Source organism: Flavobacterium phragmitis, from assembly GCF_900112575.1.
Lineage (GTDB): Bacteria > Bacteroidota > Bacteroidia > Flavobacteriales > Flavobacteriaceae > Flavobacterium > Flavobacterium phragmitis.
In genome coordinates this window covers 116,240-132,278 of record NZ_FOMH01000003.1, presented here as the reverse complement: position 1 = coordinate 132,278, position 16,039 = coordinate 116,240, and the positions used below count along the sequence as shown (strand labels likewise).

The 16,039-nt window shown below is 34.2% G+C and carries 14 protein-coding genes; 3 read left to right on the top strand and 11 right to left on the bottom strand.

From position 1 onward, the window contains the following. Positions 1-23 precede the first annotated feature (23 nt). From BM289_RS06220 to BM289_RS06210, 3 genes are all read right to left on the bottom strand, one after another. Positions 24-1,802, bottom strand: coding sequence for an AMP-dependent synthetase/ligase (locus BM289_RS06220; protein ID WP_091491770.1), 1,779 nt, complete (start codon positions 1,800-1,802; stop codon positions 24-26). A 179-nt stretch (positions 1,803-1,981) separates the two neighbouring features. Beyond that, positions 1,982-2,413, bottom strand: a complete 432-nt coding sequence (locus BM289_RS06215; RefSeq protein WP_091491768.1) for a hypothetical protein — start codon at positions 2,411-2,413, stop codon at positions 1,982-1,984. A gap of 135 nt (positions 2,414-2,548) precedes the next feature. Next, positions 2,549-4,960: a TonB-dependent receptor gene (locus tag BM289_RS06210; RefSeq protein WP_091491767.1), complete on the bottom strand. Its 2,412-nt coding sequence runs from the start codon at positions 4,958-4,960 to the stop codon at positions 2,549-2,551. Positions 4,961-5,204: 244 nt separating this feature from the next. On the opposite strand from BM289_RS06210, the gene BM289_RS06205 reads away from it, so the two are divergent. Then, entirely contained in the window at positions 5,205-5,486 is a 282-nt protein-coding gene (locus BM289_RS06205; RefSeq protein ID WP_143102050.1) for a hypothetical protein, read from the top strand. Positions 5,487-5,542: 56 nt separating this feature from the next. On the opposite strand, the gene BM289_RS06200 is transcribed toward BM289_RS06205, so the two are convergent. The 8 genes from BM289_RS06200 to BM289_RS06165 form a co-directional block, all read right to left on the bottom strand. After that, the gene (locus tag BM289_RS06200) at positions 5,543-6,259 is read right to left on the bottom strand and encodes an urease accessory protein UreH domain-containing protein (RefSeq protein WP_091491763.1); all 717 of its coding nucleotides are present in this window, start codon (positions 6,257-6,259) and stop codon (positions 5,543-5,545) included. 8 nt (positions 6,260-6,267) lie between these two features. After that, positions 6,268-7,344, bottom strand: a complete 1,077-nt coding sequence (gene hypD / locus BM289_RS06195; protein ID WP_091491761.1) for a hydrogenase formation protein HypD — start codon at positions 7,342-7,344, stop codon at positions 6,268-6,270. A 199-nt stretch (positions 7,345-7,543) separates the two neighbouring features. Then, the gene (locus tag BM289_RS06190; RefSeq protein ID WP_091491760.1) at positions 7,544-8,170 is read right to left on the bottom strand and encodes a BamJ family beta-barrel-assembly machinery protein; all 627 of its coding nucleotides are present in this window, start codon (positions 8,168-8,170) and stop codon (positions 7,544-7,546) included. 3 nt (positions 8,171-8,173) lie between these two features. Then, positions 8,174-10,447, bottom strand: coding sequence for a carbamoyltransferase HypF (gene hypF, locus BM289_RS06185; RefSeq protein ID WP_167365394.1), 2,274 nt, complete (start codon positions 10,445-10,447; stop codon positions 8,174-8,176). A 12-nt stretch (positions 10,448-10,459) separates the two neighbouring features. Then, a complete protein-coding gene (locus tag BM289_RS06180) occupies positions 10,460-10,966 on the bottom strand; it encodes a HyaD/HybD family hydrogenase maturation endopeptidase (protein WP_091491756.1) in 507 nt (168 codons plus the stop codon). Between the two features lie 6 nt (positions 10,967-10,972). Continuing rightward, positions 10,973-11,743: a Ni/Fe-hydrogenase, b-type cytochrome subunit gene (gene cybH / locus BM289_RS06175; RefSeq protein ID WP_091491754.1), complete on the bottom strand. Its 771-nt coding sequence runs from the start codon at positions 11,741-11,743 to the stop codon at positions 10,973-10,975. Positions 11,744-11,758: 15 nt separating this feature from the next. Continuing rightward, complete coding sequence (locus tag BM289_RS06170) at positions 11,759-13,495, bottom strand: nickel-dependent hydrogenase large subunit (RefSeq protein WP_091491752.1); 1,737 nt, start codon at positions 13,493-13,495, stop codon at positions 11,759-11,761. A 16-nt stretch (positions 13,496-13,511) separates the two neighbouring features. Further along, on the bottom strand, positions 13,512-14,639 hold the full coding sequence (locus BM289_RS06165) for a hydrogenase small subunit (RefSeq protein ID WP_091491750.1): 1,128 nt from the start codon (positions 14,637-14,639) through the stop codon (positions 13,512-13,514). A 189-nt stretch (positions 14,640-14,828) separates the two neighbouring features. On the opposite strand from BM289_RS06165, the gene BM289_RS06160 reads away from it, so the two are divergent. Together BM289_RS06160 and hypB are read left to right on the top strand one after the other, a co-directional pair. Then, entirely contained in the window at positions 14,829-15,170 is a 342-nt protein-coding gene (locus BM289_RS06160) for a hydrogenase maturation nickel metallochaperone HypA/HybF (protein WP_091491749.1), read from the top strand. Between the two features lie 7 nt (positions 15,171-15,177). Further along, on the top strand, positions 15,178-16,038 hold the full coding sequence (gene hypB / locus BM289_RS06155) for a hydrogenase nickel incorporation protein HypB (protein ID WP_091491747.1): 861 nt from the start codon (positions 15,178-15,180) through the stop codon (positions 16,036-16,038). Position 16,039: the final 1 nt, after the last annotated feature.

Here is a 16,039-nt window from a genome sequence, read left to right as displayed (position 1 = left end):
TCCATTTGGTTATATTATTTTGATTAATTGTTTCCGTAGATTTTAGCATAAAGATCTTTGTAAATCTCTTTAATGATTTTACGTTTTAATTTCAACGTAGGTGTAAGCTGTCCACCGTCGATTGACCAAACATCAGGAGTAAGCTCAAAACGTTTTACTTGTTCCCAGTGTCCGAATTTTTTGTTGATGCTTTCCACTTCTTCATCGATTCGTTTAATGACATCTGGATTTGTACTAATTTCAGCATCCGTACTTCCTAAAGTAATTTTGTGGATTTTTGCCCATTCTTTTACGAATTCGAAGTTTGGCTGAATAAAAGCTCCAGGCATTTTTTCGCCTTCACCCACAACCATAATCTGTTCAATAAAACGAGATTGTTTCATCGCATTTTCAATCATCTGTGGAGCGATATATTTACCTCCTGAAGTCTTGAACATTTCTTTTTTTCGATCTGTAATTTTTAAGAAACCTTCGCTGTCAACTTCTCCAATATCTCCTGTATGGAAATAGCCATCTTGTAAAGCTTCAGCTGTTTTTTCAGGATCTTTGTAATAACCTAACATCACATTCGGTCCTTTTATTAAAATTTCACCGTCCTGAGCAATTTTAACTTCAAGATTGCGAATTGGTTTTCCAACGGTTCCAATTTTAAAACCTTTGTTTCTCTGGTCGTTAACAGCAATTACTGGAGAAGTCTCCGTTAAACCATAACCTTCCATGACCGGAATTTCTGCAGCAGCAAAAACTCTTGTCAAACGAGGCTGTAAAGCGGCACTTCCAGAAACCATTAAATCAAGATTTCCTCCCAAACCTTCTTTCCATTTACTGAAAATCAATTTGCGGGCAATTTTTAACTGGAATTCATACCAAGCACCATTTGCTCCGTATGGTTCATATTTCAAACCTAAATCAATGGCCCAGAAAAATAGTTTTTTCTTGATGCCGGTCAATTCAGCTCCTTTGGCATAAATTTTATCGTAAACTTTTTCCAAAAGCCTTGGCACAGCTGTAATGACAGTTGGTTTTACTTCTTTTAAATTATCACTGATTTTATCAATAGATTCTCCAAAATATACCGAAACACCATAATATTGATAGATGTATAAAATCATTCTTTCAAAAATATGACAGATAGGCAAGAAGCTTAAAGCGGTACTTTTTCCCGGATCAAACGGAATTCTTGGTGCACTGTCCAGAACATTCGAAACAATGTTTTGGTGTGAAAGCATAACTCCTTTTGGTCTTCCAGTTGTCCCAGAAGTATAAATAATTGTAGCTAAATCTTCCGTTTTAATACTGTCTTTTCTAGCTTCAACTTCATTTTGGTTACTTTCGTCTGCACCCAAAGTCAAAAGTTCGCTCCAGTGTTTGCATCCTGGGATTTCGTTAAAAGAATAAACTTCTTTTAAAGTCGGAACATTGGCTTTAATGGCATTTACTTTTTGTAAAACTTCATCATCAGAAACAAAACAATAAATACTGCCACTGTGGTTTAAAATATATTCATAATCTTCCTCTGCAATGGTTGGATAAATGGGAACATTTTGAGCACCTGTCTGCAAAATACCAATATCCATAATATTCCATTCGGTTCTATTATTGGAAGAAATTAAAGCAATTTTATCATCTTTCTGAACGCCCATGCGCAATAATGCTCTCGAAATAGCATTTGCTTTTGCAATATATTCCTGGCTAGATGTTTTTTCCCAGTCTCCATTTTTTTTAGTAGCAAGAGCAACGGGAAGGTTATAAGTTTCTTGTTGATAATAGGGAAAATCAAAAAGACGTGTGATTGAAACCATGTTTAATATATTGAATTATTATTGCAAATTAAATAAAAATCGGGTATGATTTTTAAATTTATAAAATTTAATCGGAAGTTTTGCGGGTACTATTGAAATTCAACGAAAACGTTTTCTTTTTTATAGAAAATGAGGGTAAAATTGACTAAATTTTTAATAAGAAGCCTCTTTTTTACCTTTTATTGAACATTGTAATCGACATAATCTTTTACTCTTTCACCCATTAAGAACATTTTTTTCTTGGTAAAATGAATAGAAAATTGAGAATAAAACCATTCTTCGCTGTCATTTGGTCTGTACCAAAAGGTATAAGAAGCGCTGTTAAATCCTTCTTTAAAAACAGGAACGCCTTCTTCTGTACATTCTATTCCCCAGTTGATTTTTTGTTTGCTTAAATCTTCTGCTTGGATAAAACCTGTTCCGTCTGGATTTAATACCGTAATAGGTTGTTTTTGATTTAAAGGTGCGTAAGTTCCTTGAACAGGATAACCAATTGTAGTGGTGATAAAACGCTCTTTAGAATTGTGTTTAATTTGATCTACCTGAACTTGGGCTTGTAATTGAAAAGCAGTCAGAAATAAACTGCAGATAAGTAATTTTAAAAATTTCATTCTATGTAGGTTTAAGTGTTTTGGAGCTCGAAAAAATCTAGTGGTACATTTTTTCTGTGGCTAATATAGTCCAATTTTTTAATAGAACTATGACTTAAAAATACAAGAATGAAATTTTTAATTTTTAGGGCTTTTTTATTCTGTTGAAAACTTATTTTCCATTAACTTTTCTTTAAAATCAGATTTGAAAGTGTAAGCGAAAGTAACCATCAAAGCACGGGTGTCTGATTTGGAAGTTCTGTTGTTGCTGAATAACAAAGTATTGTTTTTATAACCGCTTTCCAGAGTATTAAACATATCGGTTACAACTAAACCTAAGCGGGCATTGCTTTTTCCTAATTTCTGCTGAAAACCCATATCAACATTATATATAGGAATTCTTTTTCCCTGAGCAGTTGCAACTGAAGAATTGTAGTTTCCTATGATTTGAAGTTTTCCGCCTTTCCAAGGAGTAAAATTATTGATCATTTTTCCATACCAGCTAAAAGCACTTTTTACAAAGTCTTGTGCCTGATCTAAGTTATTGGCATTGATATTTTGCTGAAAAGCAGTTAAGCTCAGATTGGCATCATAAAAAGAAAAAGGTTTAAACGTAAAAATACTTTCAAGTCCATACGTAACGGTATTACCGATATTTTGAGGCTGTAACAAAATCACTCCATTGTCTTGCAGAATACCATATTGTCTAATCGTATTATTGGCATTTCTATAAAAAGCATTTCCCGAAAAAGAATAATGATCCCATTCTTTATTGTAGCTCAACTCTACAATATGAATAATTTCAGGTTTTAAATACGGATTTCCTCCATGCGGATTCAAAGCATCAGTAATATCAATAAACGGATTTAGATCATCCAAGTCCGGACGATTGATTCTTTTGCTGTAACCCAATTTTAAAAACTCATCCGATTTTAAATTCAATTGTACAGAAGCGGAAGGAAAAAGTTTAAGATAATGATTTGAAAAATGATCATTTCCATTTTGTGTTTTTCCATTATTAGAAACTTGCTCAGCGCGAAGACCAAGATTGTATTTCCATTTTTTGTTTTCTTCTGAACCCGAATAGGAATTCCAAAGTCCATAAACAGCATTTATCTGTTCATTAAAATCAAAAATGGTACTAACCAGAGGATTTACGACATATTCATTATTAATTAAATCTGCACTTTGAAAATCAGAATTAAATAAACGGAATGTTCCTTTGTATCCTGTTTCAATCATAGATTTGGTTGCAATAGGGAAAGCATAATTTAAAATAGCATTTGAAATATTTTCTTTTTCATAATTATGAGTGCGCTGCCAGAAAGTAGGACCAACAAGGTTCTGGTTTTCATCATAATTATCAGTATCAATATTGGTATTTTCTCTATGAAAGTTATAGGAAGTCGTAATGCTTGCGTTTAAACTTTTTCTTTCATCAGAAAATTTTCGATCATAATTAAAAGCAAATTCAGCAGCTTTTGAACGTTCTAATTCTAAAGAATGTCGCTTGTTGCTCGAATAAAATTGATTAGAACTATTATGAACATCCGTTTTTAGAGTTTCGTCATTATCCTGACTTTCCATGTTTCCAAGGGCTTCAAACGAAAATGTGTTTTTTTCATTGGGTGAAAAGTCAGCATTGAATTTTAAATTCTGCAAGCCTTCTGTTCTTTGATCGCTTCTGTTTTGATTAATAAAATGTTCGTCATCAATAAAATAATTGGTTCTTTCGCCTTTTATATTTTTGGTTCTTCCAGCAAAACGATTATCGTAGGCAAGTCCCACATTCCATTTATCTGTTTTATTGTTCAAAAGAATGGAACTGTTCATTCTTCCTTTTGCACCAAATCCACCGCCAAGAACAGCAGCTCCATTTAAGCCATTCAGATTGTTTTTCTTTAGTTTAATATTAATGATGCCACTTTCTGCATTAGCATCATATTTTGCAGTGGGACTTGTAATAATTTCAATACTTTCGATACTGCTGGCAGGAATCTGATTCATATTGGTAATGGCAGAATTTTTTCCATTAATTAGAATCAGCGGTGTTTTTCCTCTAAGTGAAATAGCATCATCGGCATCAACAGAGACGGTTGGAATGTTTTTCAGCATATCGATTGCTGTTCCGCCAGATTGCGTAATGTTGGAAACAGCATTAAAAACAAAACCTTCATTGGTTTTTTGAATTTGCTTTTTCTGAGAATTTACGACTACTGTATTTAAAAGGTTGGCATCTTCCTGTAAAGTAATAGTTCCAAGTGAAATCGTGTTTCCAGTATATTTTACTTTTTGAGTAACAGTTTTAAAACCAATTAATCTCAATTTCAATACATAATCGGCTGGATGGATGTTTTCCAGAATAAATTTTCCGGATGTATCTGTAACCGCATAAGCAATTGTTTTGGTAGTGTCATTAACAGATTTTAAAACAACATCAACAAATTCGATTGGTGTTTTTCCATCTGTAACAGTTCCGTTTATAGCATTTGTTTTTTGACTAAACGAGTTTTGACTAAAGTTAAATAATAAAATAGCAGTGACTATAATTTGTTTCCATTTTTCCATGCGACAAAGTTATTTATCGAATAAAATACAGCCGAGTAAAGCGCCTTAAGATATTATTAAATTAGACTTAGGGCTTATTAATGGTTTCCTTTAAATGAAATTAAGATTCTAAAAAAGGGTGTTTTTCCCCTTTCAAAAACAGGAAAATGTATAGATTAATTCAAAAGATCAAATTTTACTTTTACCCCGATAGAATGCGGAAGCCGAAAAGCAAAAGAGTAGGCCCTATATAAACTAAAATACTATGGAAACTGCTTTTTTCTTAGCGATGGGCTGGTGTGGTACAAAGTATCCAGGCTGGTGGCGTAATTTTTTGAAGAAACCTCCAATTCCGGAACCAGAGCCTTGGTGGATTATTTCTACAATTGGTTTAGGCTTAATTGCAGGATTGGCTGGTGGAACAGTTTTTAGTATGGTGATTCGCGAAAGCCAATATTTTTCCGGACAAGCAGCAATTGCTTCTGGATTATTTGCTTTTGGCACTGCTAATATTGTAACGGGAATTGCAACGGCTTTTAAAGACTAACAATAGAAATGCCTCGACATATTTGGGGATAGCGTCGGGGTATTTTTATAATGTTTCTAAAACAAATTTGTGTAAACAATCTTCAGTCCATAAACAATGCATATTACAGAAGATATTATAATTAAAGCATATTGTAATTTTTGCGATTTTAGGATACTTTTGGTAAAAGGAATACTAAATAACCCTGATGCGATGAACATTCCTATTATGGATCCAAATCCAAAGATTAAAATATAAAGTAAGCCTTCGAGTGGAGTCTTCATTTGGGAAATGACTAAAATAACTAATGAGCCACTTCCTGCCAATCCATGAACCAGACCTACACCAAATGCGGTTTTGTAATTTGCTGATCCATCATAGTGCGCGTGTTTAAATGAGGCAATAGGATGCGCATGATAATAAGTATGCGCATGCATATGTGTATGCGTAACACCATTGCTGTGTGTATGTTCATGACTGTGATAATAAGTATGCGAATGCCTTTTTTTGTATAAAAGTTTAAACAAGCGAACTACTCCTAAAATAATCAGCATTAAACCCACAACCGCTTCCAGATAACCAAATATATTTTCACTTATTGAGATTTTAAAACCAATCATAATGACGCCCACAATAAAGATAGTAGCAGTATGACCAATACCCCAAAACATTCCGTCTTTTAAGGCGTCTTTAATTTTTGTTCTATTTGTAACAAGATTGTTTACAGCCAGTAAATGATCTGCTTCAAAAGCATGTTCGAGTCCGGCATAAATGGTAATTAATAATCCAAGCATTATGATTTTTATAAATAGTTATAATAAGCAGCACAAGCTCCTTCAGACGAAACCATAGGTGCTCCAAGGGGATTTGAAGGTTTGCATTTTTTTCCGAATTCAGGACATTCATTCGGTTTTTTGTTTCCGGTTAAAATCTGACCAGCAATACACAAATTGTAGGTTTTGTTATTCGTTGTTTTTATTGAAAATTTAGTATTGGCATCATACATTTTGTAGTTTTCTCTCAATACAAGTCCGCTGTTTTCAATTGCTCCAATGCCTCGCCATTCCTGAGTTCCTATTGTAAAAACGCTATTTACAACCTCTTTTGCTCTAACATTTCCTTCTTCTTTTACCAACCTGGTATATTGGTTTTCAACCTCATATTTTCCTTGTTCTAATTGCAAAACAGCATGATAAATAGCCTGAACCATATCGGCAGGTTCAAATCCTGAAACTACAATCGGAATTTTATATTTTTCGGCAATTGGGTAATATTCTTCCAGACCAACAATTGTACACACATGTCCGGCGCCTAAAAAAGCATTTATGGTACAAAACTCATCTGATAAAATGGCTTCCATTGCCGGCGGAACTAATACATGTGAAACCAATAAACTAAAATTAGTCAAACCCAGTTTTTCTGCATGAAGTACTGCCAGTGCATTGCTGGGCGCTGTAGTTTCAAAACCAACGGCAAAAAATACAATTTCTTTATCCGGATTTTTTGATGCAATATTTACAGCTTCCAAAGGCGAATATAAAATACGCAAATCGCCTCCTTCGGCTTTGGCTTGCAGTAAACTCTTTGAGGAACCGGGAACCCGAATCATATCGCCAAATGAACAAAGAATTACTTCTTGCTTCATTAACTCGATAGCTTTATCGATTAACGAAATAGGCGTAACACAAACCGGACAGCCTGGCCCGTGTATCATTCGGATATTTTTTGGTAATAAGTCAAGAAGGCCGTTTTTGACCAATGAATGTGTCTGACCACCGCAAATTTCCATGATATTCCATGGTTTTGTCGTTATTTTATGGATCTCATTTATATAATGTTTGACCAGCTCGGGATTTCGATATTCAGACAGGTATTTCATTTTAAATTACTTTTCGAGTTATACTTACTTGTTACTAATTCACTTAACCTTTCATTATAATCAACCTCATAATTTTAGACGCGGATTATACGGATTCGCTATCGCGAAAACACGGATTATACGGATTTTTTAATTTTTGCGCATAAACTACTTTAGGCTAAAACAGTTTTCATGGAAATAGTTTTTATATATATGGCTCTTAAATAATATTTAGAAGTTCAATAATGAATATCAAAGTTGAATTGGGCTGAATTATTGGTGGGGCTCCCATTTCGGCATAAGCTAAATGATGAGGAATATAAATTTTCCAGCGCGAACCTTCGGGCATCAATTGCAGGGCTTCCTGCCAGCCTTTAATGGTCTGTAAAACTCTCATTTTTTGAGGGCCTGTGTCTTTGGTGGAATCAAAGACATTTTTATTTATTAAATAACCTTCATAGATAACATTTACGGTATCGGTAATTTTTGGTTTTTTACCATTTCCTTCCGTTAAAACTTCATATTGTAAACCGCTTGGCAATGAAATAATATTTTCTTTAGAAGCATTTTTTGCTAAAAAGGCAGTTCCAATTTCTGCATTTTTAACTTTTAACTCTTCCTGAAGAAGCGCTACATAATTATTAAAAATTTCAATAGAACGTTTTGGAGAAATTTTTTCTGTAGTTTTTTCAAAAATAGATTTCATTCCGTCTACATAATCTTCATATTTTATTTCTTCAAATCCAATATCTTTCAAACTTAAAGCCATTACTACTCCAGCTGAATAAGAAATTTTATCTTTTTCTTCGGTTTTACCAATGTGTCCTAATAATTCAAGAATATCCATAGTTTATTTTTTTAGGTGTAAATAATGATTGAGCTGTCCAAATGAGATGTTTTCGTCATTTGGAGAAAGTATTTCATGAAAATGTAATTTGTAATTTGGTTTCAGGTGATCTATGATTAAATCAGCCAGTACCGAGTTTTGAAAAACGCCTCCGCTAAAAGCAATTTCTTTTGATTTTGAAAATAAAGCGACTTTTTCAATGCACTTTACCAAAGTGTAATGAAAGTCTAAAGCCACTTTTTCTGGTTTAGTATTCTTTTCGACAGCTTTAACAATTTGCAGTAAAAGTTCTTTTGTCGGGATTATAGTAGTTATGTTTTCGTTTTTCAGATAATCCTTTAATTTTAAGTTTGGTTTATTAAATGCTTTTTGAGCCAGATTTTCCAGATACATACCGGTTTCACCTTCAAACGAAACGACTTCTCGGAAGCCCAGTGTAAAAGCCACCGCATCGACTAATCTTCCCATTGAAGATGTTTTTATAGCGCTCTTTTTAATGAGGTTTGGATAAATTTTCAATTCATTTTGACTAAAGTATTGTCGAAAATAAGTATCATTTTCGCAGATAGAAAGTGCTGTCATTTTAGGGTTTTTGGGCATTTTATCTCCTAAAATCCAAGGATAATATTCCAGATGTCCTATTCTGGTAATTTGGCTGTTATTATATGTAAAAAACTCTCCGCCATATATTTGGTTTTCGCTTCCAAAACCCGTTCCGTCCCAGATAACGCCTAATACTTTTGATTTTTTCCAAAGTTTTTTTTCGCTCAAAATTGCAGCAAAATGAGCTTCATGATGCTGAATTTTTATAGTGTTTAAGGCTGAATCTTCCTTTAAAAATTCAGAAACAATTTTGTTGTTTTCGTAATTTGGATGTTGGTCATAAACAATGGTTTTTGGAACAAAATCAAAAAAGCGCTGATAGTTTTTTATCTTCCTTTCAAACCGTTTGTAAGCATCATAATTAAATAAATTACCAATATATTCACTCTTGTAAATTTGCTGATTTGAAGTGATGGTAATCGTATTTTTTAAAGACGCACCCAAACAGAGTATTTTTTCAGAGGTTTTTTCCAGACAAGTAGAATCCAGATTTGGAGCAAAACCTCGTGCGCTTCTTAAAATAATTTTTTGCTTATGTTTTCCCGAAAAGCGAATGACCGAATCATCTTGCGAATTTTGAATTTCTAAGTTATGATGTAAAAAATAATCGGCTATAGAATTTAATGATGCAACAGCTTCATCTTGATCAGAAAAAAGAGCCGAACCATTAAAATTACCACTCGTTGCGACCAAAGGCTTTTGAAATTCATTAGAAATTAAATACAACATTCCTGAATTGGGCAACATTGCTCCGATAGTTTTCATGTTTGGAGCAATCTGGTTTATTGCCAAATCTTTTTGATTTTTCAGAGGCAAAATTGCAATGGGCGCCTGAGTTGATTTTAGCCATTTTTTTTCGGTTTTATGACAAAATAAATGTTTTTTAATTTGTTTAAAATCGCGAAATAATACGGCAAAAGGTTTTGTTAAACGCTTTTTTCGATTTCGTAATTCCTGAACAGTTTTGGCATTTGTGGCATCACAAAGAAGCAAATAACCAGAAGTATTTTTTAGGGCAATAATTTTTCCTTCATTTAATTTTTCCGAAACAAATTCAAAAATTTCTTTGTTTGTTCCGTAAGTAAGGGTTCCATTATTATCTGTAAAGGTGATTTGAATTCCACATTCCGGACATGAATTGGTTTGAGAATGAAAGCGAATATCTTCAGGATTGTTGTATTCTTCCAGGCAAGTTTTGCACATTTTAAAAGTGTTCATACTTGTATTTTCTCTTTCAAAAGGAAATTTTTCAGCAATAGCATAGCGTGGTCCGCATGAAGTGCAACTAATAAAAGGGTAGTAGTAACGAATATTTTCCGGGTCTAAAATCTCTTCTTTACAGTTTTTACAGATGGCGAAATCGGGAGTTAAAGGTGCATTGATTGAAATTCCTTTTTCTGGTTGTTTGATAAAAAAAAGGTCAAATCTTTCCTCGATTTGGATTTCCTCGATTTGGATGGTATTAATTTTAGCTTTTTTAGCATGTCTTTTTTTTATATCAAAAATGAATTCGTCTATTATTTTTTTCTCTTTTTGAACAATTATGACAACACCAGCCTCATTATTGCAAACATATCCTTTTATGTTGAATTGATTTGCTAAATTGTACACAAAAGGCCGGAAACCAACACCTTGTACAATGCCTGAAATGGTTATTTGAAATGTTGGCGTCAAAAAAAGCAATTTTTAGTTTTTAAATCTTTCTATCTGTTGTATAATTTCTGCAGTTACTTTTTCTATTGAAGCTTCTACTTTTGGTGAAAGTTGCATGCACATTGGCTCCATTTTTAAAATGGTAATGGTGTATAAATAGATTTCAGGCATGGTATCGAGCATAGACAAGATTTCGACCATATCTTTAAGGCCAAAATTGTGTCCACTTAACGAAATGGGGAAATCTTCTGAAAAACGTGGTTTCAAAAGTGAAATAGTTCCTTCTTCTTTGCCATCCATTGTGGCATCTACAATAATTACTTTCTGATGATTTTCTATGTAAGGAATTAAAGTAAAACCACCAGTTCCGCCATCTATAAAAGAAATGCCTTCTGGGAATTGGGTTTTATCTATCCTGTTTATAAAATGCACACCGACACCTTCATCTCCCATTAAATAATTCCCTATTCCGAGTATTAAAATAGTATTTCCATCAGAATGAAATTCGTCTATTTTTCTTGTGCTGACTGCTACTTCCATATTTTTTTAGTTGATATCTTTTATCTGTGTAGAATTTTGATTTGTCAGTTCAATTTCAGAAAGTTTATTTTCCTCTTGTTCTTTTTTTACTCTTTCGGTTCGAACAAATTTATAACCGCTTACCATTGCTGATGTCTCTCCTAAGCCCTCTAACCAATCATGAAAGAATACTAAATAAATGTGAACTATTGCAAAAAGAATGAAAGTCCAGGAAACAAAATGATGAATAATCCTAACATTAAAATCACCTCCAACTAAAGTTACAACCCAGTCAAACATTTTTGGTAAAAACCATGTGGCATTAGGAGCATACATTGCAAAGCCAGTTGCAATCATAATAAGGGCCATTAAAAACATGAATAAATAGGAGGCCGCCGCAACACTGTTATGACCGACAGCTCCCGTTGGAGAACCTTGTGTTTCTTCATTCTGTAAAAAAATATCATATTTAATGACATGCCACATTCTTTTGAATCCTTCTTTTTTGAAAGGAAAAAAAACACGCCAGTTTGCATATTTATTTCCTTTAAAAGCAAAATAAACCCTTAAAAGCATAACAGCAATCAATAAGTAGGCACAGATGAAATGAATTTCACGAATGTATCCAAACCAAAATTGTCCTGAAGCTTCCTTATTTGATATAATTCCTGGTGGATCTCCAATAATAAATCCAGTAATTACCAATCCGGTAATAGCCCAAGCATTTACCCAATGAAAAATTCGTATGGGCAATTGCCAGATGTAAGCTCTTTTATAATCATTAGTTTTTGTTGGCATTTTGTTCAATTTAAATTAAACGGTGCAGATTGTTATGTCATTTATTTCTTTAATGATATCGCCATTTTCATCATATAAATGCACTGCGCAGGCGATGCAAGGATCAAAGGAATGTATGGTTCTAATAATTTCAAGAGGCAATTCGGGGTTGGCAACAGGTGTATTAATTAAGGTACTTTCATAAGGAGACCTTTGTCCTTTAGGATCTCTCGGAGAAGCATTCCATGTTGAAGGAACCACTTGCTGATAGTTGGCAACTTTGGCATCTTTTATTACAATCCAGTGGCTTAGGGCTCCTCTTGGTGCTTCTACAAGACCAACTCCTTGTGCTTCTTTTGGCCAGGTTGAGGTTTCCCATTTTTCCATGTTAGCCATTTTAGTATCACCTTTTTTGATATTATCAATCAAATTATCAAAAAATTCTAAATTCCAATTGGCAACCAATTGTGATTCTAAGGCTCTGGTGGCCGTTCTTCCTAAAGTAGAGAATAGTGCCCCAACAGGAACTTGAAGTTTTGATAAGGTTGAATCGACTATTTCTTTAAATTCTTCTCTTCCTGAGGCATAGCCAACCAGCATTCTTGCCAGTGGACCAACTTCCATTGCATGACCTTTCCATCTTGGTGTTTTGATGAAACTGTATTTTTCGTCAACATTTAAATGTGTGTAAGGCGGTTTTGGTCCTGTATAATTTATTTTAGTTTCTCCAGACCAAGGTTGTTTACCTAAGTTTCCGTCGCCCTCATAATCATACCAGGAATTATTTACATATTCTTCAACGGTTTTAAGATTTCTTAAATCTAAATCATGGACTTTTGTCAGGTCTTTATTTAAAATAACTCCAGCGGGAAATTTAAAAGTATTGTTGTTCGTATTATTATGCCCTTGAGTAGGGAAATCACCAAATGTCATAAAATTATGAAAACCCCCAATAGCTCCCCAATCTTTATAAAAACCAGCGATAGTAAGAACATCAGGAAGATAAACTTGTTCTACAAAACGTTTTCCCTCTTCTAGCAATTGTCTCACAAAAGCAAGTCTCTCAGCATTTAAACCGCTTGCGTCATCGAGATTTATAGAGCATGCCATTCCTCCAACCAAAAAATTAGGATGCGGATTTTTACCGCCAAAAATAGCATGCACTTTTACAATTTCTTTTTGCCATTCCAGCGCTTCAAGATAATGTGCTGTAGCCATTAAATTCGCTTCGGGAGGCAATTTCATTTGAGGATGTCCCCAATAGCCATTAGCAAAAATTCCTAATTGACCACTGGAGACAAATCTTTTCAATCTCTTTTGTAAGTCAGAAAAATAGCCTGGTGAACTTTTTGGCCAATTTGAAATTGATTGTGCTAATTGTGACGTTTTTACAGGATCAGCATTTAAACCACTTACGACATCAACCCAGTCGAAGGCATGTAAATGATAAAAATGTACAACGTGGTCATGTATATACAATGCCCCAAGCATTAGATTTCTAACAATTTCTGCATTGGGAGGAACAACAATTCCAAGTGCATCTTCAACTGCCCTTACAGATGCTGTGGCATGGGTTGCCGTACAAACTCCGCAGGTTCTTTGTACAAATGCCCAAACATCTTTAGGGTTTCTGTCTTTCACGATATTTTCCAGCCCTCTAACCATTGTTGATGATAGGAATGCTTCTTGGATTGTACCGTCTGATATTTCTACTTCGGCTCTTAAATGCCCTTCTATTCTGGTAATAGGGTCAACAACTATTCTCTTTGCCATTTTATCTCTTTTTAGCTTATAAATCGTCTAAATGTTTCTCATTTTCAGTTGCCTGAGTAATTCTATTTTTTAATTCTTTTCTTTTTGATATGTTTGAAAGAATAGCATGAGTTCCAATACCTGCGGCTACGCCTCCAAGAGCGATTTTACCCAAAGTATCCGCATTTCCTTCAATGCTACCAGCATTTACAGAAGCATCTCTGCTGTAAAAACTTCCTGCATCCCAAAAGTCTTTGGCACTACAGCCCAAACAACCGTGACCAGATTGAATTGGATAACTGACACCGCCATTCCATTTCATATTGCCACAAGCATTGTAAGTACTTGGCCCTTTACAACCTACTTTATATAAGCAATATCCTTTTTTAGCGTTTTCGTCATCAAAATTTTCGGCAAATAATCCTGCATCAAAATAAGGTCTTCGATAACAGCTATCGTGAACTCTTTTAGAATAAAAAGCTTTTGGACGACCAGCACTGTCTAATTCTGGTAATTTTCCAAATGCTACAACGTGTACTATAATTCCAGCCATAACTTCTCCAATTGGCGGACAGCCCGGAACATTTATTATTGGTTTATCTGTAATAATTTTGTTGATAGGCACAGCTCCCGTAGGATTTGGTTTTGCCGCTTGTACACAACCTGTTGTAGCACAGCTTCCCCAAGCAATAATAGCTTTTGCTCCAGCAGCAGATTCTTTCAAAATATCGACAGCACTTCGTCCACCTATACAACAGTAATTTCCATCAGCACCTATTGGTACAGAACCTTCAACACAAAGAATATATTCTCCTTTGTATTTGTCCATAGTCGCTTTTTTTGCAGCTTCGGCCTGATGTCCGGAAGCAGCCATAAGTGTTAAAGTATAATCTAAAGAGATTTTATCTAAAATAATATCGGCTACAATTGGGTGGTCTGATCGTATAAACGACTCACTGCAACAGGTGCATTCCTGAAAATGCTCCCAGATTACAGGGAGACGCGGCGTGGTTTCAAGCGCTTTGGTAATTTGGCCAATCGCAGAACTTTGTACGCCCATGTAAGCTCCAATATAAGCCACAAATTTTAAAAAATCTCTTCTATTATAGCCTTGTCTTTCAATGCTGGTGTAATAGGTCTCATTCACTTTATCTTTACTTTTCATGCTGATTATATTTTAAGAAAGTTTGGCTTTATTTGAAAATTAATTAAAGAACGAATACTATTTGCTAGTTAAAATGTATTTCAAAACTATTTAAACAATTGTTTTTTAAAGATGATAATTATCAGGTTTTTCTTGAATAATGTAAAGTATTTTTAATGATTGTAATCGATGTTTTAAAAATCTGTTAATATGCATGAGCTTTCTGTAGCTACTTCTATTGTTAAAATTGTCCAGCAAGAAGTAAACAAAATAAAAGGTAAAACAGTTTTGGAACTTTATTTAGAAATAGGAAAATTATCAGGAGTTGAAATGGATTCCTTTTATTTTGTATGGCCACAATGTATTAATGGAAATGTTTTAGCGCAAACAAAATTATTTGTTGAAGAGCCAATCGGACGAGCCCGTTGTGCCGAATGTGAAACCGAATTTCATATCGAAAAAACTTTTGATAGTTGCCCCAATTGCAACAGTCCGTTTAAAGAAATAATCTCGGGCAAAGAATTAAAAATAAAGAAAATAATCATAAAATAGTTTAGTTATGTGTACCACTTGCGGTTGCAGTTCTGATGAAAATGAAATCAGGTTTACTAAAATAGGAGAGAAGCAGCTGCATTCTCATTCCGGTCATTATCATACTCACGATCATAATCATGACCACCACCACGATCATCATTTTGACCATGACCATGATCACGATGATCACGAACACCATCATGATCATTTCCATAATCATTCACATTCTCATGAAATTAGCGTAGTACAGCTTGAAAAAGATATTTTGTATAAAAACCAGCTTACTGCCGAAAGAAACAGAGGTTTTTTTGAAGCTCTGAATATTTTTTCGGTCAATTTGGTAAGCTCGCCGGGTTCCGGAAAAACTTCTTTATTGGAGAGAACTATTTCTGATTTAAAGGATAAAATTGCTTTTTCTGTAATCGAAGGCGACCAGCAGACCACAAATGATGCCGATAGGATTCATAAATTAAATGTTCCCGTAGTTCAGATTAATACAGGAAAAGGTTGCCATTTAGACAGCGAAATGATATCAAGAGCAGTAAAAGAACTAAAACCGGTTCAGGATTCTGTTTTGATGATTGAAAATGTTGGAAATCTGGTTTGTCCTGCCATGTTTGATTTAGGAGAATTGAAGCGAATTGTTATCATTTCAGTAACAGAAGGCGAAGATAAACCGCTAAAATATCCTGATATGTTTTCGGGATCGCAAATCTGTATTATCAACAAAATTGACTTACTGCCGTATTTGAAATTTGATTTGGAGAAACTGAAAGAATATGCAAAAAAGGTAAATCCGCATTTGACTTTCTTTGAAGTTTCGGCAACTTCTGGTGAAGGATTATCAGCCTGGTACGATTATTTAACCCAATCTATAAAAAAATAAG